Raw genomic sequence first — 22,450 nt, 5'->3', positions numbered from 1 at the left:
TGAAATGAAGTCGGTATTATTTAAGCTAACTCTTCAATAAATTTAACGTTTTTTTGTTGCAGTAAATGATTTAATGAGATGACATCAATATAGCGATCAATATCAGTTATTCCTGATAACAACTCACCTAAACCATAAATTGCCTGCTTTTTACTCAAGAAAGTCAAATATGATTTAACCTCGCCACCAATACCATCTAAATTATCCCACTCAGGTATCCAGTAATCTAATAAGTGTTCAGATGCAAACGCATTCAAAGTTTTTGCATCCCACAAATCATGAGTAGCGTTGTATTCCTTAGCCATACCTTCATGGAAAGCATAAAGCATACTGACAACATTATCACTAACAACATCCTTAACAGAAGCCTCCTGAAACTGTAAAAGTTTTTTGTCGGCGTACTCTAACTCCGCTTGTATTTCTAGTTCATTTAAATCAGGTTCTAATTTAACAACTGTTTCTATAGCCTGTAACGGCTTAATTTTTGGCGTCAATTCTCTGAAAGTTTCGGCTATAATTACTAAATTAAAATCATCATCCTGCTCATTTTCAGATAAAAATTTAAATTGTAAATCATCAACAGCATTTGATTTTTGCATTAATTCTGCAACATCTTTACCTTGCCACTTAAAAAAATTAACAGCCATAACTGTTCGCATAATCATACGCCAAAAATTAATATCAAAATTGGGTGCCTGTGCTACAAAACGTGCATTGACACTCCCCTCTTTAACAAAAAATTGTTGCATATCATACAAAACAGGTACCAACAAGACAAAATAGCGCCAATCCTTGTCATCACTGTTAACCAATGCTGCCTGCATCACTTCATTTAACTTAACGATAGCACGCTCATTGCTCGTAAACTGAGTAAAATTCTGATTGACCATCATTGCAATCACATCATCTAAGAAAAATGAAGCAACTTCAAAGACTTCCTTATTGTATTTCTGATGATGTGTCAAATAATAACGCGCCCTCAAAAAACCCGAAAATTGATTATAATTAAATTCTGGCAGTTTATCCTTTGAGACAAGTTTTTGCTTTTTTTGTGTATGGCGTATTTTTTTAATTTGCGCCGATTTTCCTTGTTTCATAATTTACTTGTGCGAGTAAGTAAACTTGCACTCAGCACATTTCCTCTCCAAAAATTAAACACTCAGATCTAAACTATACTTACCGTTACCAAATTCTCTTAGACGAAACTGAAAAATCTGTTCATCACGTTCCAAATGAGGTGTTTTGATAACAGCTTGTCGACTACCTTCTAATTCGGCAATTTCAATAGCGCTATTAATTGCTGACATAACACCCGCAAACGCCTTTGTATCAACTGAGACATAGAACATATCCGCATTACCGTATACAGCCGATTTGCGTGCCAAGTTAACAGACACCCTATAACGATTCGCCTCAAACACAATATGATTATAATTAAAATCATGCACATAATGGAATAACGATGAGAGAAACGCAGCTGAATCAATCTTTTCTTTTGACATTTTTTTAAAGTATTAGTCATGCGTGAAATAATATACCTCACTAAACAAGTATATTTAACACAGCAAAACCCACACATTTCCTTTAGATTAAATTTGTTTTATCTTTGTCGCTTTGTTAAAAAGATAGCGATTTTATTGTTACATACCAAAAAAACTGATATATATTCAATATTATTGCTAAAGAATTACAAAACATTTTACCATAAATAAAAAAACTATTCAAAAACAACACAAACTTTAGAGTTGCATGGGCTTGTGTTGCTTTTCAATATTATTTATTTTTTTCACTAATATCTTCAGTAACTTGATCAACCGTTTCATTAACTGATTTTTTAACTTCTTCAGTTTTATCTGCAACTTCTTCTTGTACATCATCAGACAAATCAAGTAATGCATCTTCTAAAGCAATATCTTCCTGTGTCAACTCAATATCATCACTAGTTAACTTGCCTCGAAAATCAGAAAGTGAATTTTGCGCCTTCTCAACGTATTCACCAGCAATATCCTTGGCTTTGTCGACGTATGGCGTGGCCTGCTCTGAAAACTGTTTCATGTGATCAGCGGCTACATCAATCTTATCACCATATTTATCTTGCCCTTGGCGCTTTAGATTAGTTACTGTAACCTTGGCTTTGTCTGTCACATCATTAATCATATCAGCAGTGAGATAGGCTGTATCATATCCCATATCTCGTATTACTACACCTGCCTTAGTTGTTTTTTCTTTCAGCTCTTGTTGCTTTGATTTTGGTAACGATTTAAATGTCATAATCGCTGCAGCACTTACTAAAATCCCAGCTAAAAATCCTTTTGATTTTGACATGTTATTTACTCTCCTTTTTCATTGATTTATTTGTTTTGTACTTATTTACGGCAGCCGATGTTGCTTTTTTGGCAAACGCTGCAGCTACACCGCTAGCGCTAGCTGTCTTTGCTACTTTAGAACTTGAAAATTTATTGGTAACATTCTGAACGGAAGCATTCAGTTGTGAGACTGTTTCTGATAGATCAGCAACAGCTTGCACGGCTGGATCCAAATTTTTTACCTTGCCATTGACATCATTCAATAATGTATTAGCATTGCCTAAAATCTCATTACTTGAACGAGCAAGCGTATCCACATCAAGTGTAATGACGTCTAGGGAACGTGCTATCTTGAACAAAAACATACCAATAAACAATACTAATAGCAAAAACGCGACCGCAAAAATAATGAGTGCTAATTGTCCTGGTTCCATAAATCCCTCCACATTTGTATATTTAGGTATAATTTTTTTAAAATTCATATGAAATATTACACCATTTTCAATACATACACTAAGTATAACAAAAAAAACTACTCAATGAGTAGTTTTTACCTTGCTTAATGCGCGTAATCTATTGCACGTGTTTCACGAATAACTGTAATTTTTACATGTCCTGGATATTCAAGTTTTTCCTCAACTTCTGACTTAATGTCATGTGCCAAGACAGTTGCTTGTATATCTGTAAGCTTCGTTGGTTCAACAATGACACGAACCTCACGCCCAGCCTGTATAGCGTAAGCTGATGCTACACCATCGTAAGTATTAGCAATTGTTTCAAGATCTTTCAATCGTTGTACGTAGTTTTCTAGTGACTCACTACGTGCACCCGGTCTAGCTGCACTAATTGCATCAGCAGCAGCAACCAATTCAGAAATCGGTGAAGTAGACTCAACATCACCATGATGCGAGGCAATTGCATTGATAACAATTGGCTTTTCATTAAACTTTTCAGCTAAGCGAACGCCTAATTCCACATGGGAACCCTCTACTTCAGCGTCAACTGCCTTTCCAATATCATGTATTAATCCAGCGCGCTTCGCAAGCGCGACATCCATTTTAAGCTCTGCTGCCATCATTCCCGCAAGTTTTGCGACCTCGATCGAATGTTGCAACACATTTTGTCCATACGACGTACGATAATTCATACGTCCAATCATTTTAATTAAATCTGGGTGAAGACCACGCAATCCTAATTCAAAAACTGCTGCCTCACCCTTCTCGCGAATTGTTTCATCAATTTGGCGACGTGCTTTCTCCACCATTTCTTCAATTCGTGATGGATTAATACGACCATCTGCGACCAACGTGTCCAATGCCATTTTAGCAATTTCACGTCGAATAGGGTCAAACCCACTTAAGACAACAGATTCCGGTGTATCATCGATAATTAAGTCAATCCCTGTCAGCGATTCTATCGTTCGAATATTACGACCTTCACGACCAATAATACGTCCCTTCATATCCTCGCTCGGTAAATGAACAACAGAAACTGTTATATCAGAAACAGCGTCTGCGGCTGATCTTTGAATAGCTTGTACCACAATATTTCGGGCACGTTTTTCAGCTTCACTAGTTGCATCTTCGGCTGATTCTTTAATCAAAACAGCGCGTTGGCGTACTAAACTCTTTTTCGTTTCACTTAAAATCTGTTCTTTCGCATCATTAGGCGTTAATTGGGCAATTTCTTCCAATTTTTCTTGCTGAGATGTGACCAAGTTATCTGCTAATTTTTGTTTATTATTGGCATCATCCAAACGGAATTGTACTTGGTTTTCTTTTTGAATCAATTGCGCATCGCGCTGATTCAAGGCCGCATCCTTCTTGTCGAGGTTCAAAATACGGTCATCAAGCCGTTGTTCTTGCTGTTGCAGCTGCTTTTGACGATCCTTAAAATCATTGTCCACTTGATTACGATAATCTTGGGCCATTTCTTTGGCGTCAGTTTTGGCTGCACGTGTTAAACTTTTAGCTTCTTTATGTGCTTGTTCAAGAATGTTATTTGCAATTTGTTTTGTTGAGGTAATTTGTCTTTTATCATGTAATAGACGTAAATAATAACCAACAACAAGGCCAATCACAATTGCGAAGAGCGCCGAAAAGATTGTTACCATCATGCTTATATTTCCTTTCAGCTTGTGAACTTTTAATATTTCACATACATTAAGTATATCTATAAATGCAGTCAACGTCAAACAAAAAAGAGTCTTTCGACTCTCAGTGTTTTAAACGTCGACCTAACTCACGTTCTTGATCTCGACGTTTAATATCTTGACGTTTATCATATTTTTTCTTACCTCGACCAATACCAATCAAAATTTTCGCAAATCCATGTTTTAAATAAACTTTTAGCGGTACAATTGTTACCCCAGATTCACTTGCTGCTTTGTATAAAGTAGTAATTTCTCGTTTATGAAGTAGTAATTGACGGGCTCTTAGTGGATCTACATTAAATTGATTACCTTGCACATATGGTGCTATGTGAACATTGGCCAATATGGCGTTTCCATCATGGATGGTAATAAAACCATCACCAATAGTAATCTGACCTGCACGTACTGATTTAATCTCTGTACCTGTTAACGAAATACCAGCCTCAAATGTTTCTTCAATAGCATAATTAAAACGTGCCTTACGATTTTGTGCAAGATATTGTTCGTTATTTTTTTGCTTTTTTTGGGACATATACATTGCCTCCATTACCATTATAAAACATGTAATTACTAGAAATTACGTTTTGAATCACGCTTTTGTCCTTGCTTAGCATCTAATGGCCCACGTTTTTGTTTTGGACCTTCAGATTTACCACGTCGTTCATTTTGACGTCTCTCATCACGATTACGACCTTTGCCAAACTTACCATTATCCTTGGTAGCAACTCGAATCGTTGTTGTTGGTGCACTTTCTGGATCAATTAAAATAAAGTCCACAGTACGCTCTTCTTTATTGACACGTAGTACTTTCACTCGAACTTTCTGCCCAATTTGATAAATATGATGTTTTGTACGGCCAATTAAAGCCGCATGAGACTCGTCGTACTCATAGTGATCGTCAGTCAAATTCGAAATATGCACTAACCCTTCAACTGTATTTTCTAAACTAATGAAGAGTCCAAACTTTAAGGCCGAATTAACAACACCATCAAACTCTAGGCCGACTTTATCCAACATATATTCAGCTTTTTTCAATGCATCTACATCTCGCTCAGCATCAATAGCACGACGTTCACGCGTACTTGTATCCTCACCAATTTTCATTAATGAATCAGCATACTTAGCTTGTGATTCAATGCCATAGCCATGTTTTTCATACCATTTAATTAAACGATGTACTGTCAAATCAGGATAACGCCTAATAGGCGAAGTAAAGTGAGTATAATATTCTGCACCTAATCCAAAATGACCAACTGGCTCTGGCGAATACTTTGCTTGCTTCATAGCACGCAGCATCATTGTTGAAATCATTTGCTCGGCTGGATCACCTGCTATGTCATTCATCAATTTTTGTAACATCACGGGCGTCACTTTACTAGGATCACCATACACTGGATGCCCCAATGCCTTTGAAAACTCGAAGAACGACTTGGCCCGTTCGCCATCCGGTACTTCATGTATACGATACAAAAATGGTACTTCTAATTTATCAAAATGTTCCGCTACCGTTTCATTAGCTGCTAACATAAATGACTCAATCATGCGTTCAGCTGTACCGCGTTCACGTAATTGAATATCAACAGCTTTTCCCTCATCATCAACAATGATTTGTGCTTCTGGTGCATCAAATTCAATTGCACCACGCTTTTTACGCATCTTATACAAAATTTCATGCAGCTCTCCCATGACCTTGAACATAGGTGTCAGCTGCGCATACTCTTCTTGTACAAAAACGTCGCCTTCTAAAATTTTATTCACTGCGTCATAGGTCATACGGGCATGCGATTTCATGACTGATGTATGTAAACGGTGATTAACTACTCGACCTTCTGGATTAATTTCCATTTCTGCCGACATAGCCAACCGTTCTACATTGGGATTCAAGGACGCGATACCATTTGAAATATTACGAGGTAGCATTGGAATCACACGGTCCGTCAAATAAACTGATGTCCCACGATTATATGCTTCTTTATCAATTGATGATCCTTCAGTAACATAATGTGACACATCAGCAATATGTACACCTAAATGATAATTACCGTTACTCAATCGCCATGCGACTACCGCATCATCGATATCTTTTGTGTCTGCCCCATCGATCGTAACTAATGTTTGCTCAGTAATATCTTCACGACCTTGCCAATCAGATGCCAACACATCAGATGGAATCTTTTTTGCATCAGCTAGCACGTCTTCTGGAAAATCACTGGGTATCTTTTTTGCATAAACAATCTGCAAAATATCCATGCCTGGTTCGTCTTTGAATCCCAAAGTCTCTACCACATGAGCCACTAACTCACGGGGATGGGTTTTGTCAGGAAAAGTCACTACTTCAGCCACAACAACCTGGCCATCACTAGGCTTCAAACCGTCACCATTCACCAAAACTTTAAAGTTCATAGCTTTCTTATCGCTAATTCGTAATTCACCAATCATATTTTTGGCTTCTGAACCAAGTGAAAACGCGCCCACTATTCGTTCATAGGCATGTGATAAAATCTCTTCTACTTTACCTTCTGGTCCCCGATCTGGAGAAGCAGATGGTTTTAAAGTCGACACACGAACTTGATCACCTTGCATTGCCTGCAATGTATTTTCAGGATTAATAAAGAAGTCAGGCAACTCATCGTCATATTTGACAAACCCAAAGCCTTTATCATTTGCGCGATATTCACCTATGACATAGCCAGCATTGACATTATACTGATAGCGGCCTTCCTGATCAACCGCTTCTCCTTCTCTGACCAAAGCATTCATAGCGTTAACTACTTGCTTATAATCAGCAGCAGATGTCATATGTAATCCGTCTGCCATATTTTGAGCTGTAAATTTTTGCTCACGGTTTTCTTTTAAAAAACCATTTATTTGTGATTTTAATTGTTCTAATAACATTTATATCTTCTTTCTGAATTTTTTTCAAAATAAAAAGTCAGTCTACAAAAAGAGCAAACTGACCTTTATTCTTTTTAATGTGCTGATAAATACATTAACGCAAAACCTATAATAAACCACAAACCACCTAAAATAGCAGTTGTTCGGCGCATTACGGCTTCGAATCCACGTGATTTACGTTCTGAAAACAAGTCACCAGCACCACCAGACAAAGCTGATAACGCATCTTGTTGCTTACTTGGTTGCATCATGACTGTCATAATGAGTAAAAAACCCACGACAATCAAAATTACAGTGAGTATTTGTTCCACAGTCATACCTCTACTTATAATCGTTAACTCTTATTGTACCAAAAAAATCAATATACTGCATAATAATTATTATTTTTTTAAAAAATGATACCAGTGTTTTAATTGCCGCTTACCAAACTAAACATTAAAATACCACCGGCAATGGCAACATTCAAACTTTCGGCTTGACCTTGGAGAGGAATGTAAAGATTAGCTGTCGTTTTTTCAGCAAGTACATCTGACATGCCTTGTCCTTCATTACCTACGATCAAACCAAATTGTGTGCTAGCCTCAACATCACGATATGATTTAGCTGACTCATTTAATTGTGAACCATAAACAGGTAAATTATTAGCTGTCAAAGCATCTACCCATTCATTTAAATCACCATTTAATACTTCCAAATGGAATTGAGAACCTTGCATTGCTCGCACAACCTTAGGCGCAAAAACATCTGCTGTTCCTGCTCCTAAAACAACCCCTTTAAACCCAGCTGCATCGGCTGTACGAATCAAAGTACCTACATTCCCTGGGTCTTGAATGTTATCAAGTAATAACCAAGCACCATCATGAACATAACTCGGATTAAAAGTCTTGTCAGGTAGTGAAATTTCAGCAAATATACCTTGAGGCGTATTTGTCCCAGCAATATGTTTAGCGACTTCAGCACTAATTTCAAAAGCTGGTACACCATGAGGGACATCTGGCAAGTGCTCAGCCATTTGTTCTTCAGTTGCCATAACAGCATGGAACTTAGCACCCGCTTTAACAGCTTCTTCGACTAAGTGCCAACCATCTAATAGATAAGTCCTGTTTTCTTGGCGACCCTTTTTTGTTGCAAGTTTCGACCATGCTTTAACGTGACTATTTTGATTTGATAAAATGCGATCCATAATTCTATTTCTTTCTGTTCTTCTGAGAACTGACAAAAGTACGTCAAACTTTTTTGACGTACTTACCCATCAACGTTGCTGCTTACCAGCGTTACGTTTTTCCTTATTTAACTGTTTATTTGATACTATGTCACTGTTCTTTTGGTTAACGTTTTGCGAATCTTTGGCAGTTGGCACCTTGATACCTTCAGCCATTAAATCATCAGCTGTTTTTTTGATTTTAAACTCTAATGCAACTCGCTTTTCTAAACCAGGTCGTTGATAATGTTGAATCAGAGATTGAATAAGCGCAAACACACCACCAACCACGAAATAAAGTCCAATAGCTCCACTAGCAATCATCGCAAACACCATAATCATGATGGGACTAATAAACAACATCATTGCTGATGTCTTCTTTTGTTCTGCTGGCATATATTGCATCATTAACCATGCTTGTATCAAATATATAACACCCGCGATAACTGCAAAAACAATTTGCGGTTGACTCAGGTCAAAACCTAAGAATGATGCCTCTTTCAAAGCTGGCGCATGCAAAATAGCAGAATACAAGCCAGAGAACACCGGTAATTGCATAGCCATCGTCAAGAATGAAATACCACCAATGACATTAACTTCATTTTCACGATACAAAGACATCATTGCCATACTAGCTTGCTGTTGTTCTTGAGTGGTCCCTGCTTTACGAGAAAGAGACTGCAACTTGTCAATTTCTGGCTTCAACTTTTGCATCTTGATTTGGTTAATTGTAGTGTTGACTTGTTGATTCAAAAAGAAAGGCAGCAAAACCAAACGCAAAATAGCGGTAATAATAATAATTGCCCAACCAATGCCATTAACGCCACCAATCATGTGCGCAATACTTGTCATTATATCGGCTAAGGGATGCCCAATCCAACGATACATCTTACTATGTTCATCATAGCCGCCAGTAATTAAGATAATGTCCAAGATAACAAAGGCTGCTGTAAGGACACGTTTTAGCTGTTTCATAAGTTTATTTTTCTCCTGATTGTTACAAAAGTATATTATACCAATATTTACTACCTAATAGCAAAACTATTCGCATCAAATGGTATAATTACTTCTTTAATAATCTTATCTACACGGCTAAACCCAGTCCCCTGTTGAATCGTTGCGATAAAATCTATAATATCTGTTTCTTTTCCTTGTATATGCATAAGTACTGAACCATTTGACTCATTTTTAACCCAGCCAACAATATGATATGTCCGAGCTGTTTGTTGCGCAAACCAGCGAAATCCTACACCTTGTACAATACCAAAAACATTAACTTGATAACTCTTCATCATCAATTACCTCTTTATAAAGTGGTAGACGTATGGTAAAAACGGAGCCTGAACCCAAAGCTGTTTCTAAATTGATTTCACCACCATAACCTTCAACCAACCGCTGAGCAATACTTAATCCTAACCCATTACCACCTTTGGCTCGAGAACGGGCTTTATCGACACGATAAAAACGATCAAAAACATGTTCGGCATCATCCGTAGATAAACCCTCACCAAAATCTTGAATGCCAATTTCAACTTGATTAGCGGTCTGTGATAAAGCAAAATGAATTTCTTTACGATCTAAAGAATACTTAACAGCATTATCCGCCAATATAATCAAAATCTGCTCAACATGATCTTGACGTGCTCTCACTCGTGCTTCTCGTGTTAAATCATCATCCAAGGTGAAAACAAAATCAGGATAAATCATTTTGAAGTTATCGAATACACGATGAACCAAGCCCCCTACTTCGCTAATTTCCTTAACATTCTCAATCGGTATCTGTTCCGCACGCGTTAAATTCAACATCTCATTGATTAAGGTTTCCATCCGTTGCATTTCCGCAAGGGAAGATTTAATCGAATCATCTAAGACCTCTGGTTCATCTTTTCCCCAACGGTTAAGTAAATCCATGTGTCCTTTAACAATCGTAACAGGTGTGCGTAACTCGTGAGATACATCAGAAACAAACTGCTGTTGCGCACTAATTAAGCTCTGCAATCGGTCAATCATACGATTCAAAACACGAACAAGATCAGACAATTCATCATTAGCGCCAATTTCACTCGCACGAATATCTGTCATAGGGTCATCTTCAAGGGCTTTGATTGTGGTTTGAATTGATTTTACTGGGCGTAAAATGTATCGTGCTAGAACAATGGCAAATACAAAAATAGTCACACTACCTGCAATCACAATTAATTCTAACCAATGATAGAGTTCGTCTGGCAATCTGCCATAATATTTTTGTAGCCGTTCAGTCACAAGTAATGCAAATATAATGAATATAGCAAAAAAGCCTAACGCCATACCCAATGCTAACTGCCAACGCAGCGAAAAACGACGTGAAGCTTTTTCAGTTTTGATATTTTTGTTAGTCATCATTTAAATTAACTACGCATGACATATCCAGTACCGCGAACAGTCTGAATGTATGACGCCTTGCTTTCTGGATCATCAATTTTATTACGTAAGTATCGAATATAAACGTCAACAACGTTAGTCTCTACTTCTGAATCAAATCCCCAGACCTCTTTCAGCAGTTGCTCACGTGATTGGACAACATTGATATTTTCCACCAATGTTAATAATAAATCATATTCACGCTTAGTCAAATTAATAATTTGATCACCGCGTCGTGCAATACGATTTTCTTTTTCAATACGTAAATCTTTAAAATTAATAATAGCACGGTGCTTGTCATTAGATTCTGTTTCAATGGCAATACGGCGCAATAATGAGCGAATACGTGCTAGTAGCTCTTCAATGGCAAAAGGCTTCACCAAGTAGTCATCTGCACCATAATCCAGCCCGGAGACACGATCAATAACAGAATCGCGCGCAGTCATCATAATAATTGGCGTCTTTTTTACTTCACGTAAGCGACGCGCAACTTCTAAACCATTTAATTCTGGTAACATTAAATCAAGCAAAATAACATCATAATCATTCTCTAAAGCTAAATCTAACCCTGAACGACCATCCAAAACCGTCTCTACTTCATATCCTTCATGTTTTAACTCCAACCCGACAAACTTTGCCAAGTTTTCTTCATCTTCAACAATCAATACTTTACTCATTATTTGCCCTCAATGTTTAGCTCGGTTAAACCGAATTTATTTCTATTACTTCCTTTTATTCTAGAGTAATTTCTAAAGTTTTGCAAGTATTTTCTCATTCTTTGAAAAAATCATCTAATTTAGCTAGTCTGGGGTCCAATGGTGGCTTAGTTGCTTGTTTTTTCTCATTTTCGAAGGTCTCTTCACTGATAACATGCCAATCTTGACCTGATGGTAATACATCATTTTCTAGCTCATTAGCCGTTAAAATTTGCAACGGTAAATTGGCTACAATGTTGTCAAGTATAGCTTCATCGACATTAAGTGTATCATTTTCTAATACAAAAACTGCTTCTGTCTCTTCAAAGTCTTCAAGGTGTTTCTCATTATCAATATATAGTTCATCAATAGTTAGATCAACATCCAATAGTACGGGCTCGAGCGATCGAGAAGATGGCACAGTAATTTGTCCAGTTACAGTGACATGTAAAAGTAAATCATCAGCTTCATCGTAACGGATTGTACCATCAACAGTTAATGATGATAATGCTAAAACAGTTTCTGGAAATCGTTGTTTAGCAATTGCTTCTAAATCCAGTGTTTCATTAAATTGTAGTGGTGCTTGATGATATTTTTGGAGTTGATTTTTATTATACTTCATAATTTTTCCTTCGATACCTATTTCTTTGTCACATAAATGGGTTTACGTGTCACATCTTGCTGTTGATCTTGCTCACTGGCCAGCATTTGCCACAATTTTCCTGCTTTAAAGTCAAGACGCAAATTAGCTTTAGCTAACTGTTGATCAACCTTACTAATGATTGGTAAAGTAACAGTTTTCTTAATTTCATTGAGGTAATGTTGTCCTGCATCAGTGAAACCAAGTACGCGCAAATAGGGGTCCTGCATGGCTGCTTGCATTTGATCAACCTTAACATTAAGCAGTGTGTAAAACAACATACGTTGAATCCGTGCGAAAGTGTAACGTTTAGATTTCACGGATTTAATAAAACTTTGATAACTTTGTGGCCCTGGTTCGGCTAATGCGACAGCTGCCATACGGTGTTCCAACCCTTCAGCCATTTGGTATACTTGCCCAAGTTGGCCAATTGTATCTGTTGTTAAACGGTATTTAAGCAGTGGCCAAAATTTCTCTTCAAAGCCAACCGTGTTTATTTCTGAATTAATTGCAGCCAAAGTATTGTTCGGCACGACATTTTGTATTTTTTCTAATTTACCTTTATGTAGTGCTAAACGAATAGAAGAAGCTGAAGCAATGCTTTGAGAGTCCATCAGTGTTTGATCATGATATCCAGCCACAACGCGTTGAATTGGGTGCAGTGCCATATTAACATCCAATTTCAACACTGCCTTCGCGTAACCAAATGCTAAAATATCATTTGGATCTTCTAATACAAATCCTGTCTCATTCTCTAATTGTTGGGCATAAGATTTCGCAAAAGTCTGATTTTTATTTTGAAATTTTTGTCCTTGATCAATGGCAGGTGCTTCCTTAGCTAACGCTAAAAAATCAACATCTGCATGTTCACAGCCAAACACCATGTCCTCAATTCCCAATGCTGATAGTAATTTAACTGCGCCTTCCGCAAATAAATGACTCGGCTGTACCGCATAAAAAGTGGGCAGTTCAATAACCAAATCAACACCATTTTCTAGTGCTGCTTTTGCTCTTGTCCATTTATCAAATAGTGCTGGTTCACCACGCTGAACAAAATTACCTGACATAACAGCAACCACAACGTCAGCCTGAGTGACTCTTTTAGCTTCTTGTATGTGGTGAATGTGTCCATTATGAAATGGATTATATTCAGTTACCAATCCTACAACTTTCATTTTTTCACCGCCTTAAAGAACCATCGTTCAGTTTTATCATCTATTGCACGTTTCCCAAAGTCAGCTGTTACTTCAATATCAGTAAATCCTACTGTTGACAAAACTTGTTGGTAAATATCTAAATCATATGTCTGCTCATGGTGGATTTCTCTTAAAATATTAAAACCATCAATTTTTGGATCATAAACAAAAAATTTCAAATCATGATCCACACTATTGACTGCCTCACCTAGATAACTAGTCCACATAAAAATATTGTCTTCATCATCATCGTTATTATAATAATAATTATCGTACAATACGTTAGTTTGATAAGGTGTGATTACATCGAATAAAAACACACCCCCAGGCTCTAAATGTGAATAAACCTGTTCAATCGTAGCTGTTAAGTCTGTCAATTGCGGTAAATAATTCAAAGCATCAGCAAAACTAACAATTACCGGATATGTCTTTTGCCAGTCAGTCCATTCTCGCATGTCTGCTTGTAACAAATTTAAATCAACAGCTGCCTCAGTAGCATGCCGTTGCGCCAATGATAACATATCCTCTGATAAGTCTAAAATATCAACTTCATATTGTTGCTTTGCCAATAATACAGCCAATCTACCTGCGCCACCACCCAAGTCAAGTACTGAGCCTTTTGTGACATTTTGTGTCACATAATTTGCCCATGCTTGATACATGTCATCATCAAATAACTGATCATATTTCTCGGCAAAAGTTGTATAATTTTGTTGTAAATTTTTGTTAGTCATAAACTTATTTTAACAGAAAAAAAGACGAGCTGCCGCCCATCTCTATTCTTCATTCCGCTACAAGTAATTTAGTTAAATCAACATATGGCGCATCATGCCACAAACGTTCTAAATTATAGAAATCACGTTGTTCTGTTGAAAAGACATGTACAATGACATCCCCCAAATCAATCAAAACCCAGTCTGCTGTTTGAAAACCTTCAATCAACTTAATGTCACCACCAGCTTCTTGAATTTTATCTTTTACTTCGGTTACAATGGCTTGTACTTGGCGATTAGACGTTGCGTCAGCAATCACAAAATAATCCGCCATCAAACTCACTTTATGCATATCCATAGCGACAATGTTATTTGCTTTTTTACTATCAATTGCTTTTACTGCTATTTCCAACTTTTTTTGTATATCTAATGGTGTTGTCAAAATTTTCTTCCTATACTCTTTCTTTTCAATCTAGATCAACCAGTTTATTTTTGATTTATCCAATAATTATATGTTGTGATACTCTTAGGATAAATTGCGGTTTCTTTCTTTACAAGATGTAAAACAGTGTGAACAATTTGGTACCTAATACCTGCGGTTAATGATTCATCGGTGATACGACGCGCTGCGTCTACACCAGAAAAATTACGGCCAAGTTCTAAATAATCTGCCATGAATATTACTTGCGACAATTTCGTCATGCCTTCGGCTGCGCCAGTTGTATGTTCACGAACAGCGTTTAAAATGTCATTATCTTGAATATTTAACTCATCGTGAATGATTTCAGCACCAACCACACCATGCCAAATATAATTACCCCAGTTAGCCAAATCAGGATCTAAATTTTTGACACGAATTAACGTCAAAAATTCTGAATTTGAACGTTCTTTAGCGTAATCATGTACTAATGCCGCTACTTCTGCTTGCTCAACGTCAACACCATTAGCCATGGCTAGCTTTCGAGCATAGTCCCGCACACGCAAAACATGTTGAAAACGATAATCAGAAAGTTTAGCAGCAACTTTTGCTTCTAAGTCCATCATTGTACCATCAAAATATTTAGTCATATAAGCCTCTATATAAATTATACTCCTGAATAAAATATGCTTCACGTTCAGGGACGAGATAATTAATACTTTGCTTCAACCGCAATCGTGTTCGAATATCCGACGACGAAATACGTATATCTGGTACATCAAACCACAAGGCAGGGAAATTTAATTGTTTTTTCTGCCCGTCACGAACACCAACCGCAAACTTAACTAGTTGAGTTAATTCATCGATGTAGTCCCATGACTGAATTTTTTTAACTTTTTCAGCGCCCACAATAAAATAATATTCATTCTCGGGATGTGACTCAACAAGCTCACGCATAGTTTGATAGGTATATGATTGTCCACCGTTACGGATTTCAATCAGTTCAATATCAAAAAAAGGATTCCCCATAATTGCACTTTTAACCAATTGTGCACGATAAGAAGGTTCAATGGCACTTGCATGCGTACCATCCACTGGCTGTGAATTAGGCATCCAATATACTTTTTCTACACCTAATTGTTTACCTACGCATTCTGCCAGGACCAATTGCCCAATGTGTGGTGGATTGAAGGTCCCACCAAAAATACCAATACGCTTTTTTTGAAGCAATGGTTTGGATTCTACTTGTGTTTGAGTTGAAAAGATATACGTCCCGTTCATTGATATTACCGCCTTAAATTAAATCTTAGCTAATTCAACCGAAATTCTCTTGTATTTATCTTCTTGTGCTGGCAAAAACAAAACTAACGTTCGCCCAATAGTCTGTACCACGGTAATATCTGAATGTGTTTGAATGAAATCAGCAACCTCTGTTGATGATTCATCTGCACTCTGTTGCAAACTAATTTTAACTAACTCACGTTTTGATAATGCTAGTACAACTTCATCAACCCATGCTTGAGCTAGACCATTTTTTCCTACTGAAAAAATTGGTGTTAATGTGTTAGCTTTTGAACGTAGAAAACGTTTTTGTTTACCTGTTATTTTTAACATTAAATCATTGCCTTTCTAATAAGGACTGAAACGCCCTTTGGTGCCCAACCAGAAACTTTAATATCAGCAGGTACAGTCATCCAACCGAGCCCTGAAAATACAATATCACTTTTTTCTGTTACATTAAATTCATGCTTGATAAGTTCATGTGTGCTGATACCACTTGGTGCAGGTTGTAATAGCTCACCAACATGTTTGTCGTAGAGTTCATCAGCACCAGCTAGCTTTGTGCGATGTAACTTTAAATTATTTTCAAAGTAAGCCGTTATCGCTGTACGTTCCCCACTTTCAAAATCAAAACGTGCTAAACCACCAATAAAGAGTGTCTGTTCAGGGTTTAATTGATAAGTTCGTGGCTTAATTTCATTTTTTGGTAAAGCATATTTTAAATCTTTATTCGACAAAACATATGCCATTTGATCACGCTTAATAATTCCCGGTGTATCAATAAGATCTTTACCATCAGACAAAGGAATGACAATACGATCCAATGTTGTACCAGGGAATCGAGAAGTTGTAATTAAGTCCTGTATACCAGTACGCGATTTGATAATCTGATTAATTAAAGTTGACTTACCAACATTCGTCACACCTACAACATAAACATCACGATCTTGACGTAAGTCGTCGATTGTTTCCAATAAATCATCCAAATTCTTGGGATGCGTAGCAGATGTCAAAAAAATATCGGCTGGTTGTATGCCTTGCGACTTTAATTCTGCTTGTAGCCAGTTCTTTAGTCGTCTTTTGTTTAATAGCTTAGGTAATAGGTCAATTTTATTAGCTACCACAAGAATTGGGTTATCCTGGCCAACAAAACGTGGCAGCCCAGAAATTTCTGATCCAGTTACATCAAATACATCCATCACATAGACAATTAATGACTTTGTATCTGAGATTTGATGTAATAGGTCAGCAAAATCATCGTCTGTTAATTCAACCGGCTGAATTTCATTGTAATGACGTAAACGGAAGCACCGTTGACAAAATAATTCTTCACTATCAATGGCCTTTTTTAACGCACTTAAAGGCAAATAACCGGCATTTTGCGGTTCTGTTATTTGCATCAATGCGCCACAACCGACACATCGTAAACCTTCATTTAATTGTTCTTGGACATATGCGTCCGTTACTTCATCTGTCACGAAGTGATTTCTCCCATTTTAAGTGAGGATGCGCTTTAAAAACGATCTTTTTCACTTGTTTTTCAATACTACGATTCAGCCAAGTTTGCCACATATCTGACTCAATCAATCTTTTGACCAACACACTTCGCACACCTGCACCATGCGCTGCCCACACATCAGTCAACATCTGATCACCTACCATAATAACTTCTTCGCGTTTGAGATGCTGTGTACGTAAGATGTGCAATATGCCACGTGGCATTGGCTTTAATGACCACGATACAAAATTAACATTCAGTGGCTTAACCGCTTTAGCAACACGTTTAGTTGTGTTATTAGACACAACTATCAACTCGATACCACCTTCACGTAAATCTTGTAACCATTGGCGTAATTCTGGTGTCCCTTCCGGATTGTTCCAAGCTAGTAATGTATTATCTAAATCGGCTAAAACCGTTGTAATCCCATGTGATTTTAAATCTTCAACTGTTAAATCATATATTCTTTCAACCATGTAGGTCGGCGTAAAGCGTTCTAAGCGCATAAAAGCCCTCGTCCAATTTATTTATCTATCTTATTATACACTACAATCACTGTAAATTTAAAACCACTGTACTAAAATCAAAAAAGCACACATCATTGTATGCTTTTAAAAACCGTATGATAAATTTGTGTTACGTGCTCTACGAGATTTTAATACCAATTGTTTGCTTGCCAGTGTGTAATGGCATTACCTACCGTACCATAACGTTCTGCAATATACTTTTGCATGGCTAATAATTGTACGCCATAATTACCACGATAGTCTTGACCGGGTACATATTTTTCATAATAATTTTCAGATAACTGTCCAATACCATAATATGATCCGTTTTGAGCATGCGGATCACCATGACTTTCGCGTGTAATCAGCCATTGCATATCAGCTGCTGGTTCAGATGCCGATGCTGTTGATTGGTTCGCCTTTTCTTCGCTTGTAGCTACTGGTACTGCTTTATTCGCTTCTGCTCGCACTGGAGATGGTGTACTAGTCGCTATCTCAGCTACTTCAGCTTGTTCTGCCTTAGGTTCTGCTGGTACTGTTGCATTATTCACTAACTCATCGTCTTTAACTGTCAGATCATCATTTGATCCTGTTACTGCCTGGTTAGTATTTTGTACCTGTGCTGTTTCAGATACATTTTTTGTAACTACTTGATTCTTTTGTCGTTGTGGCATTAGTTGCACTGTTTTCATATCAGCTAATGAATCAACAGCTCGTACCTCAATTTTCGTATCAAGCAGTGAAGCTTCGGTTGGTTGGCGGTCTGTTGTAAAGTGTGTTCCCAATACACCTAACGTCAAACCCGTCACAGTTGCACTCATAATCACTATTCTCTTTAACATCATGTTTTCTATTTTGCACGAACTATGTTACAAAACAATGACAATATATGTCAAAAATCAGTACAAAAAGGTATTATTAAACAATGTACATATAATTTGTTTATTTTTCTGTTTAACCTCTTTTTGGTGGATAAAACATCACAAAAAAGTAAATATTACCTTCAGAAATAAACTGACATCAATCATTATTTTGCAACTTTGTATTTACATTACTGTCTGATAAACAATTTCGGAATCAATTATATGACTATAATAATATAATTAATCATTTCAGAGTTATTAAGTACTTTAAATAATAAAAAAACCACCGAAGTGATTTTTTTATGTTTCAATATCATGTCATATTATAAATCTTGTTGAAAATCCATTGGAGAATATAATTTCAATAACTTGCTAAATATAAACTGAGCGATAAATCCAGCAATTATTGGAACAATCAACCAAGCAATTAACGCCACAATAGGGTTAATGAAGTGGTTCATTACGCTCGCTGGTACACTTGGATCTTTTACCATAGATTGAATTGGTGAAACTAACCCAATATAACCAAATCCAGCCGTTACCGGTGTTCCTTGAATATTAAACAAAGCAACAGGAATACCAGAAATAGCTGCTGTCAATAAGAATGGTAACATTGTAACTGGCTTAGCAAATACTGAAGGCATCATGCCTTTCATAGCACCTAAAGCAATGGCAATAGTCACACCAGGCTTATTAACACGCCAAGAATTAATCAATAATACAATCGTTGTTGCCACAACACCCATGGCTGCAGCACCCGAACCAATACCAGACAATGAAATAGCCAAAGCAATTCCAACTGTTGATACTGGTGTAATAATAATAATGGCAAATGCCATGGCAATCAGAATAGACATTGGAATTGGCGCGAGTTTAGTAAATGTTGCTACCAAATCACCAATTTCTGTTGTTACTAATCCGACGTAAGGTGCAATATACTTACCTATTAAGCCGACACCGCCACCAACGATAATGGGACTTAAAATAATAGCAACTGAACCAAATCCTTTAAGATATCGTGATACCAACCATGTTACTAGTACAGCAATAGCAGCAACAATCATCGCATTGATAACATCACCGGCACCACTAGCAATATAAACATTAGCTGGTGCTATCGACTTCAACCCTGTAACTGGATTGGTAAAGCCCGCTGGTGCAGTTGCCCACTTGATGGATCCAGAGGCAACTGCTGTTGCAACGGCAACAACACCGACATCCAAACTCTTCATTTTAAACTGTAATGCAACCGCCATACCAATTAAGAATGGTATCAATGATGTAAACAAAGTTAAAATCGCACTTAAGTTAGCACCAAAATCTGTTGCACCCAAACCAGAGTATTGAATGATATACTTCATAACAGCTGAAGGTAGCACACCAATCAAAATACCTTGCGCTGATCCAGACAGTACTTTAAAGAAAAAATCCTTCAATTTTAATTCTGTAGCACCACTAAACTCAACCGTTGCAATTTCAGTGGCTTTACGTGCATACTCTTCATTACGTACTTCTTGAGATTCTTTTGTGGCCCATTTGTGACCATCTGCTTTAATACTCATTTTCTTTCCCTTAACAGTCTCTCACGACTATCTCAATTATCCTACAAACACATGTGGCTGATGAATCTCCCCCATGTTTTCATCATAAACACGTGCTTTATTTGTTATGATTATTTTAGTATTTAACTGCAATAGATGGTGTTTCACCGTTTGCAAAGGCCACGGCTGCATCCATTGATTGATGAACCATTTCAAGGACTGCTTTCGTAGTATAGAAAGCAGTATGTGGTGTTACCAAAACATTTTCACGTGAAATCAAGTCAGCAATTTTAGAATCTGGGAATTCTTTGTTTGACCAATCTTCATTGAACAAACCAACTTCTTCTTCATAAACATCCATACCGAAGTCTGAAATTTTACCTGAATTCAATCCATCAATAATATCATCAATGGCCATCAAATTACCACGAGACGCGTTCATAATGATTACGCCATCCTTCATTTTAGCAATAGCAGAAGCATCAATCATATGATGGTTTTCAGGTACACCTGGCACAAACAATGCCACGGCGTCAGCTTGCGCATATAATTCGTCTAGCGAATCAACATACAATCCTTGTGCTGCAATTTCAGCATTTGGGAACTTATCATATGCAACAACTTTTGCGCCAAATCCTTGCAAAATTTTGATAGCGACACGACCAATGTTTCCTGTACCTATTACACCAACTGTTTGCATGCGAACTTCGCGACCAATTGTTGGTGCCCAACGCAAATCGTGTTTTGCAATTTTAGCATCCAAGGCCTTTGTGCGACGCAATAAACGTGACAATTGAATCATTGAGTGCTCAGCAATTGCATTTGGTGAATATACTGGGACATTTGAGATGTTAAAGTTCAATTCTTTAGCAGCTTCAAAATCAATGTTGTCCGTACCAACATTACGCAATGACAAGTTTGTTACACCTACCTCTGACAAAGCAGTCAAAGTTTCACGTGTGTAATCCAATTGTTGATATACAACTGCTGAATCAGACCCACTAGCCAATTTGGCAGTTTCAGGTGTCAATAATTCTTGTGTATAATCAACTTCAACTTCTGGGTGAGTTGACTTCCAATCTTCAAGTGATGGCTTTTCATCATCACGGATACCATAAGCAAAAATCTTCATAAGATCCTCCTAATTTTTATTACAATACCATTGTACCTTATTTTGTGCATTTTCGCACGTATATTATTAATGTTTTAAACCTACCGATAACCGCTATTTATAAACATTGAAACCGCTTAACAAACCTACATAATTATTGCCTCATATTTATAAAGAACTCCCAATTATTGATCATGCCACGATGCTAGAGAATACCCATATTTAAGACAACAAAAAAGCAGATTGACGATAATCATTATCAATCTGCTTTTTTGTTGTCTTAATATATTTGTAATTACTTAATAACTGGTTTCTCGCCGGCTTTTGTTAAAATGCCATCAATCAAACCATATTCCAACGTTTCTTCAGCACTCATCCAATAATCACGCTCTGTGTCATGCGCGATTGTTTCTAAGTCTTTCCCTGACGCATTTGCTAGAATCTTATTTAGTTTTTCACGTGTCTTAGTCAACTGCTTAGCAATAATTGCCATATCAGTCTGTTGCGTACCGCCACCAGCACCACCCATTGGTTGGTGAATCAGGTATTCGGCATTGGGCAACATAAACCGATGCCCCTTCTCACCTGAACTAGCAATGATAGTTCCCATTGAAGCAGCTAATCCCATAACAATTGTTGTTACCGGTGCTTTAATGAAATTCATTGTATCAGTAATTGATAGTCCAGCTGTAACTGAGCCCCCTGGTGAATTAATATACATTGAAATTTCTTTTGTTGGATCTTGCGCTTCCAAAAATAGTAATTGCGCAGCAATTGATGTCGCCATACTATCTTCAATTTCGCCTTGAACCAAAACAATACGATCCTTTAGCAAACGTGAAGGTAAATCATAGCTTTCACGTCCATTAGCAGTTTGTTCAATAACTCCTGGCCACATAATTTTCAGCTCCTTATTTTAGAGTACTTAGCACTATTTCAAGATATTGTGAGTTGATCTATTCGTTAAAATAGATACCAACACACCACCTATGGACAACACTAGTACGTTTTCATGCAATCATGCATTTAACTTA

Annotated in this window: 26 protein-coding genes; all 26 read right to left on the bottom strand. The window is 37.1% G+C overall.

Translation table 11 applies throughout. From position 1 onward, the window contains the following. Positions 1–20: 20 nt before the first annotated feature. Positions 21–1,097 carry a hypothetical protein gene (locus FGL89_RS06840; protein ID WP_014974711.1) on the bottom strand — a complete coding sequence of 359 codons (1,077 nt, stop codon included), beginning with the start codon at positions 1,095–1,097 and terminating at the stop codon, positions 21–23. Positions 1,098–1,151: 54 nt separating this feature from the next. Then, positions 1,152–1,502: a hypothetical protein gene (locus FGL89_RS06835; protein WP_014974712.1), complete on the bottom strand. Its 351-nt coding sequence runs from the start codon at positions 1,500–1,502 to the stop codon at positions 1,152–1,154. 271 nt (positions 1,503–1,773) lie between these two features. Next, positions 1,774–2,325 carry a hypothetical protein gene (locus FGL89_RS06830; RefSeq protein WP_014974713.1) on the bottom strand — a complete coding sequence of 184 codons (552 nt, stop codon included), beginning with the start codon at positions 2,323–2,325 and terminating at the stop codon, positions 1,774–1,776. Position 2,326: 1 nt separating this feature from the next. Continuing rightward, positions 2,327–2,740 carry a DUF948 domain-containing protein gene (locus tag FGL89_RS06825; protein WP_014974714.1) on the bottom strand — a complete coding sequence of 138 codons (414 nt, stop codon included), beginning with the start codon at positions 2,738–2,740 and terminating at the stop codon, positions 2,327–2,329. A gap of 125 nt (positions 2,741–2,865) precedes the next feature. Beyond that, a complete protein-coding gene (gene rny, locus FGL89_RS06820; protein WP_014974715.1) occupies positions 2,866–4,422 on the bottom strand; it encodes a ribonuclease Y in 1,557 nt (518 codons plus the stop codon). A gap of 100 nt (positions 4,423–4,522) precedes the next feature. Beyond that, positions 4,523–4,990, bottom strand: a complete 468-nt coding sequence (gene smpB / locus FGL89_RS06815; protein ID WP_014974716.1) for an SsrA-binding protein SmpB — start codon at positions 4,988–4,990, stop codon at positions 4,523–4,525. A 38-nt stretch (positions 4,991–5,028) separates the two neighbouring features. Continuing rightward, the gene (rnr, locus tag FGL89_RS06810) at positions 5,029–7,353 is read right to left on the bottom strand and encodes a ribonuclease R (protein ID WP_014974717.1); all 2,325 of its coding nucleotides are present in this window, start codon (positions 7,351–7,353) and stop codon (positions 5,029–5,031) included. A gap of 74 nt (positions 7,354–7,427) precedes the next feature. After that, positions 7,428–7,664, bottom strand: coding sequence for a preprotein translocase subunit SecG (secG, locus tag FGL89_RS06805; RefSeq protein ID WP_277950080.1), 237 nt, complete (start codon positions 7,662–7,664; stop codon positions 7,428–7,430). A gap of 98 nt (positions 7,665–7,762) precedes the next feature. Continuing rightward, a complete protein-coding gene (locus FGL89_RS06800) occupies positions 7,763–8,536 on the bottom strand; it encodes a TrmH family RNA methyltransferase (RefSeq protein ID WP_014974719.1) in 774 nt (257 codons plus the stop codon). Between the two features lie 69 nt (positions 8,537–8,605). Then, positions 8,606–9,529 (bottom strand): membrane protein insertase YidC, encoded by a 924-nt coding sequence (gene yidC / locus FGL89_RS06795; RefSeq protein ID WP_014974720.1) that lies wholly within the window; start codon positions 9,527–9,529, stop codon positions 8,606–8,608. Between the two features lie 50 nt (positions 9,530–9,579). Next, on the bottom strand, positions 9,580–9,846 hold the full coding sequence (locus FGL89_RS06790) for an acylphosphatase (RefSeq protein WP_014974721.1): 267 nt from the start codon (positions 9,844–9,846) through the stop codon (positions 9,580–9,582). Then, the gene (locus tag FGL89_RS06785; protein ID WP_014974722.1) at positions 9,827–10,936 is read right to left on the bottom strand and encodes a sensor histidine kinase; all 1,110 of its coding nucleotides are present in this window, start codon (positions 10,934–10,936) and stop codon (positions 9,827–9,829) included. The genes FGL89_RS06790 and FGL89_RS06785 overlap by 20 nt, the downstream gene beginning before the upstream one ends. A 5-nt stretch (positions 10,937–10,941) precedes the next feature. Beyond that, a complete protein-coding gene (locus FGL89_RS06780; protein WP_014974723.1) occupies positions 10,942–11,631 on the bottom strand; it encodes a response regulator transcription factor in 690 nt (229 codons plus the stop codon). Positions 11,632–11,725: 94 nt separating this feature from the next. Then, positions 11,726–12,271, bottom strand: coding sequence for a YceD family protein (locus FGL89_RS06775; protein WP_014974724.1), 546 nt, complete (start codon positions 12,269–12,271; stop codon positions 11,726–11,728). A gap of 17 nt (positions 12,272–12,288) precedes the next feature. Then, positions 12,289–13,464, bottom strand: coding sequence for a nucleotidyltransferase (locus FGL89_RS06770; RefSeq protein ID WP_014974725.1), 1,176 nt, complete (start codon positions 13,462–13,464; stop codon positions 12,289–12,291). Further along, positions 13,461–14,219, bottom strand: a complete 759-nt coding sequence (locus FGL89_RS06765) for a class I SAM-dependent DNA methyltransferase (RefSeq protein WP_014974726.1) — start codon at positions 14,217–14,219, stop codon at positions 13,461–13,463. Before FGL89_RS06765 ends, FGL89_RS06770 begins: the two co-directional genes overlap by 4 nt. A 49-nt stretch (positions 14,220–14,268) precedes the next feature. After that, on the bottom strand, positions 14,269–14,640 hold the full coding sequence (gene rsfS / locus FGL89_RS06760) for a ribosome silencing factor (protein ID WP_014974727.1): 372 nt from the start codon (positions 14,638–14,640) through the stop codon (positions 14,269–14,271). 44 nt (positions 14,641–14,684) lie between these two features. Beyond that, a complete protein-coding gene (gene yqeK, locus FGL89_RS06755; protein WP_014974728.1) occupies positions 14,685–15,266 on the bottom strand; it encodes a bis(5'-nucleosyl)-tetraphosphatase (symmetrical) YqeK in 582 nt (193 codons plus the stop codon). Beyond that, on the bottom strand, positions 15,259–15,897 hold the full coding sequence (gene nadD, locus FGL89_RS06750) for a nicotinate-nucleotide adenylyltransferase (RefSeq protein ID WP_014974729.1): 639 nt from the start codon (positions 15,895–15,897) through the stop codon (positions 15,259–15,261). Before nadD ends, yqeK begins: the two co-directional genes overlap by 8 nt. An 18-nt stretch (positions 15,898–15,915) precedes the next feature. Beyond that, positions 15,916–16,230: a ribosome assembly RNA-binding protein YhbY gene (yhbY, locus tag FGL89_RS06745; RefSeq protein ID WP_147000475.1), complete on the bottom strand. Its 315-nt coding sequence runs from the start codon at positions 16,228–16,230 to the stop codon at positions 15,916–15,918. Further along, the gene (yqeH, locus tag FGL89_RS06740) at positions 16,230–17,375 is read right to left on the bottom strand and encodes a ribosome biogenesis GTPase YqeH (protein ID WP_014974731.1); all 1,146 of its coding nucleotides are present in this window, start codon (positions 17,373–17,375) and stop codon (positions 16,230–16,232) included. Before yqeH ends, yhbY begins: the two co-directional genes overlap by 1 nt. Continuing rightward, positions 17,365–17,901: a YqeG family HAD IIIA-type phosphatase gene (locus FGL89_RS06735; protein WP_014974732.1), complete on the bottom strand. Its 537-nt coding sequence runs from the start codon at positions 17,899–17,901 to the stop codon at positions 17,365–17,367. Before FGL89_RS06735 ends, yqeH begins: the two co-directional genes overlap by 11 nt. A gap of 149 nt (positions 17,902–18,050) precedes the next feature. Then, positions 18,051–18,743 carry an aggregation-promoting factor C-terminal-like domain-containing protein gene (locus FGL89_RS06730; RefSeq protein ID WP_050995377.1) on the bottom strand — a complete coding sequence of 231 codons (693 nt, stop codon included), beginning with the start codon at positions 18,741–18,743 and terminating at the stop codon, positions 18,051–18,053. A gap of 344 nt (positions 18,744–19,087) precedes the next feature. Then, the gene (locus FGL89_RS06725; protein WP_014974734.1) at positions 19,088–20,326 is read right to left on the bottom strand and encodes a PTS sugar transporter subunit IIC; all 1,239 of its coding nucleotides are present in this window, start codon (positions 20,324–20,326) and stop codon (positions 19,088–19,090) included. 115 nt (positions 20,327–20,441) lie between these two features. Then, positions 20,442–21,437 (bottom strand): D-2-hydroxyacid dehydrogenase, encoded by a 996-nt coding sequence (locus FGL89_RS06720; RefSeq protein WP_014974735.1) that lies wholly within the window; start codon positions 21,435–21,437, stop codon positions 20,442–20,444. A 274-nt stretch (positions 21,438–21,711) separates the two neighbouring features. Beyond that, positions 21,712–22,314 carry an ATP-dependent Clp protease proteolytic subunit gene (locus FGL89_RS06715; RefSeq protein WP_014974736.1) on the bottom strand — a complete coding sequence of 201 codons (603 nt, stop codon included), beginning with the start codon at positions 22,312–22,314 and terminating at the stop codon, positions 21,712–21,714. Positions 22,315–22,450: the final 136 nt, after the last annotated feature.

Source organism: Leuconostoc carnosum, from assembly GCF_007954525.1.
GTDB lineage: Bacteria > Bacillota > Bacilli > Lactobacillales > Lactobacillaceae > Leuconostoc > Leuconostoc carnosum.
Note: the sequence above shows the minus strand (reverse complement) of the source record. Positions and strands in the feature narration are given on the sequence as shown.

What these genes read in the sequence shown, in the direction of transcription:
- FGL89_RS06840 (WP_014974711.1), bottom strand. Translation starts at nt 1,097, where the DNA reads ATGAAACAAGGAAAATCGGCGCAAATTAAAAAAATACGCCATACACAA.
- FGL89_RS06735 (WP_014974732.1), bottom strand. Translation starts at nt 17,901, where the DNA reads ATGCGCTTAGAACGCTTTACGCCGACCTACATGGTTGAAAGAATATAT.
- FGL89_RS06780 (WP_014974723.1), bottom strand. Translation starts at nt 11,631, where the DNA reads ATGAGTAAAGTATTGATTGTTGAAGATGAAGAAAACTTGGCAAAGTTT.
- yqeK (WP_014974728.1), bottom strand. Translation starts at nt 15,266, where the DNA reads ATGACTAAATATTTTGATGGTACAATGATGGACTTAGAAGCAAAAGTT.
- yidC (WP_014974720.1), bottom strand. Translation starts at nt 9,529, where the DNA reads ATGAAACAGCTAAAACGTGTCCTTACAGCAGCCTTTGTTATCTTGGAC.
- FGL89_RS06725 (WP_014974734.1), bottom strand. Translation starts at nt 20,326, where the DNA reads ATGAGTATTAAAGCAGATGGTCACAAATGGGCCACAAAAGAATCTCAA.
- rny (WP_014974715.1), bottom strand. Translation starts at nt 4,422, where the DNA reads ATGATGGTAACAATCTTTTCGGCGCTCTTCGCAATTGTGATTGGCCTT.
- FGL89_RS06715 (WP_014974736.1), bottom strand. Translation starts at nt 22,314, where the DNA reads ATGTGGCCAGGAGTTATTGAACAAACTGCTAATGGACGTGAAAGCTAT.
- smpB (WP_014974716.1), bottom strand. Translation starts at nt 4,990, where the DNA reads ATGTCCCAAAAAAAGCAAAAAAATAACGAACAATATCTTGCACAAAAT.
- FGL89_RS06765 (WP_014974726.1), bottom strand. Translation starts at nt 14,219, where the DNA reads ATGACTAACAAAAATTTACAACAAAATTATACAACTTTTGCCGAGAAA.
- FGL89_RS06785 (WP_014974722.1), bottom strand. Translation starts at nt 10,936, where the DNA reads ATGATGACTAACAAAAATATCAAAACTGAAAAAGCTTCACGTCGTTTT.
- FGL89_RS06775 (WP_014974724.1), bottom strand. Translation starts at nt 12,271, where the DNA reads ATGAAGTATAATAAAAATCAACTCCAAAAATATCATCAAGCACCACTA.
- FGL89_RS06790 (WP_014974721.1), bottom strand. Translation starts at nt 9,846, where the DNA reads ATGAAGAGTTATCAAGTTAATGTTTTTGGTATTGTACAAGGTGTAGGA.
- FGL89_RS06825 (WP_014974714.1), bottom strand. Translation starts at nt 2,740, where the DNA reads ATGGAACCAGGACAATTAGCACTCATTATTTTTGCGGTCGCGTTTTTG.
- FGL89_RS06835 (WP_014974712.1), bottom strand. Translation starts at nt 1,502, where the DNA reads ATGTCAAAAGAAAAGATTGATTCAGCTGCGTTTCTCTCATCGTTATTC.
- nadD (WP_014974729.1), bottom strand. Translation starts at nt 15,897, where the DNA reads ATGAACGGGACGTATATCTTTTCAACTCAAACACAAGTAGAATCCAAA.
- yhbY (WP_147000475.1), bottom strand. Translation starts at nt 16,230, where the DNA reads ATGTTAAAAATAACAGGTAAACAAAAACGTTTTCTACGTTCAAAAGCT.
- rnr (WP_014974717.1), bottom strand. Translation starts at nt 7,353, where the DNA reads ATGTTATTAGAACAATTAAAATCACAAATAAATGGTTTTTTAAAAGAA.
- FGL89_RS06720 (WP_014974735.1), bottom strand. Translation starts at nt 21,437, where the DNA reads ATGAAGATTTTTGCTTATGGTATCCGTGATGATGAAAAGCCATCACTT.
- FGL89_RS06730 (WP_050995377.1), bottom strand. Translation starts at nt 18,743, where the DNA reads ATGTTAAAGAGAATAGTGATTATGAGTGCAACTGTGACGGGTTTGACG.
- FGL89_RS06800 (WP_014974719.1), bottom strand. Translation starts at nt 8,536, where the DNA reads ATGGATCGCATTTTATCAAATCAAAATAGTCACGTTAAAGCATGGTCG.
- FGL89_RS06770 (WP_014974725.1), bottom strand. Translation starts at nt 13,464, where the DNA reads ATGAAAGTTGTAGGATTGGTAACTGAATATAATCCATTTCATAATGGA.
- FGL89_RS06830 (WP_014974713.1), bottom strand. Translation starts at nt 2,325, where the DNA reads ATGTCAAAATCAAAAGGATTTTTAGCTGGGATTTTAGTAAGTGCTGCA.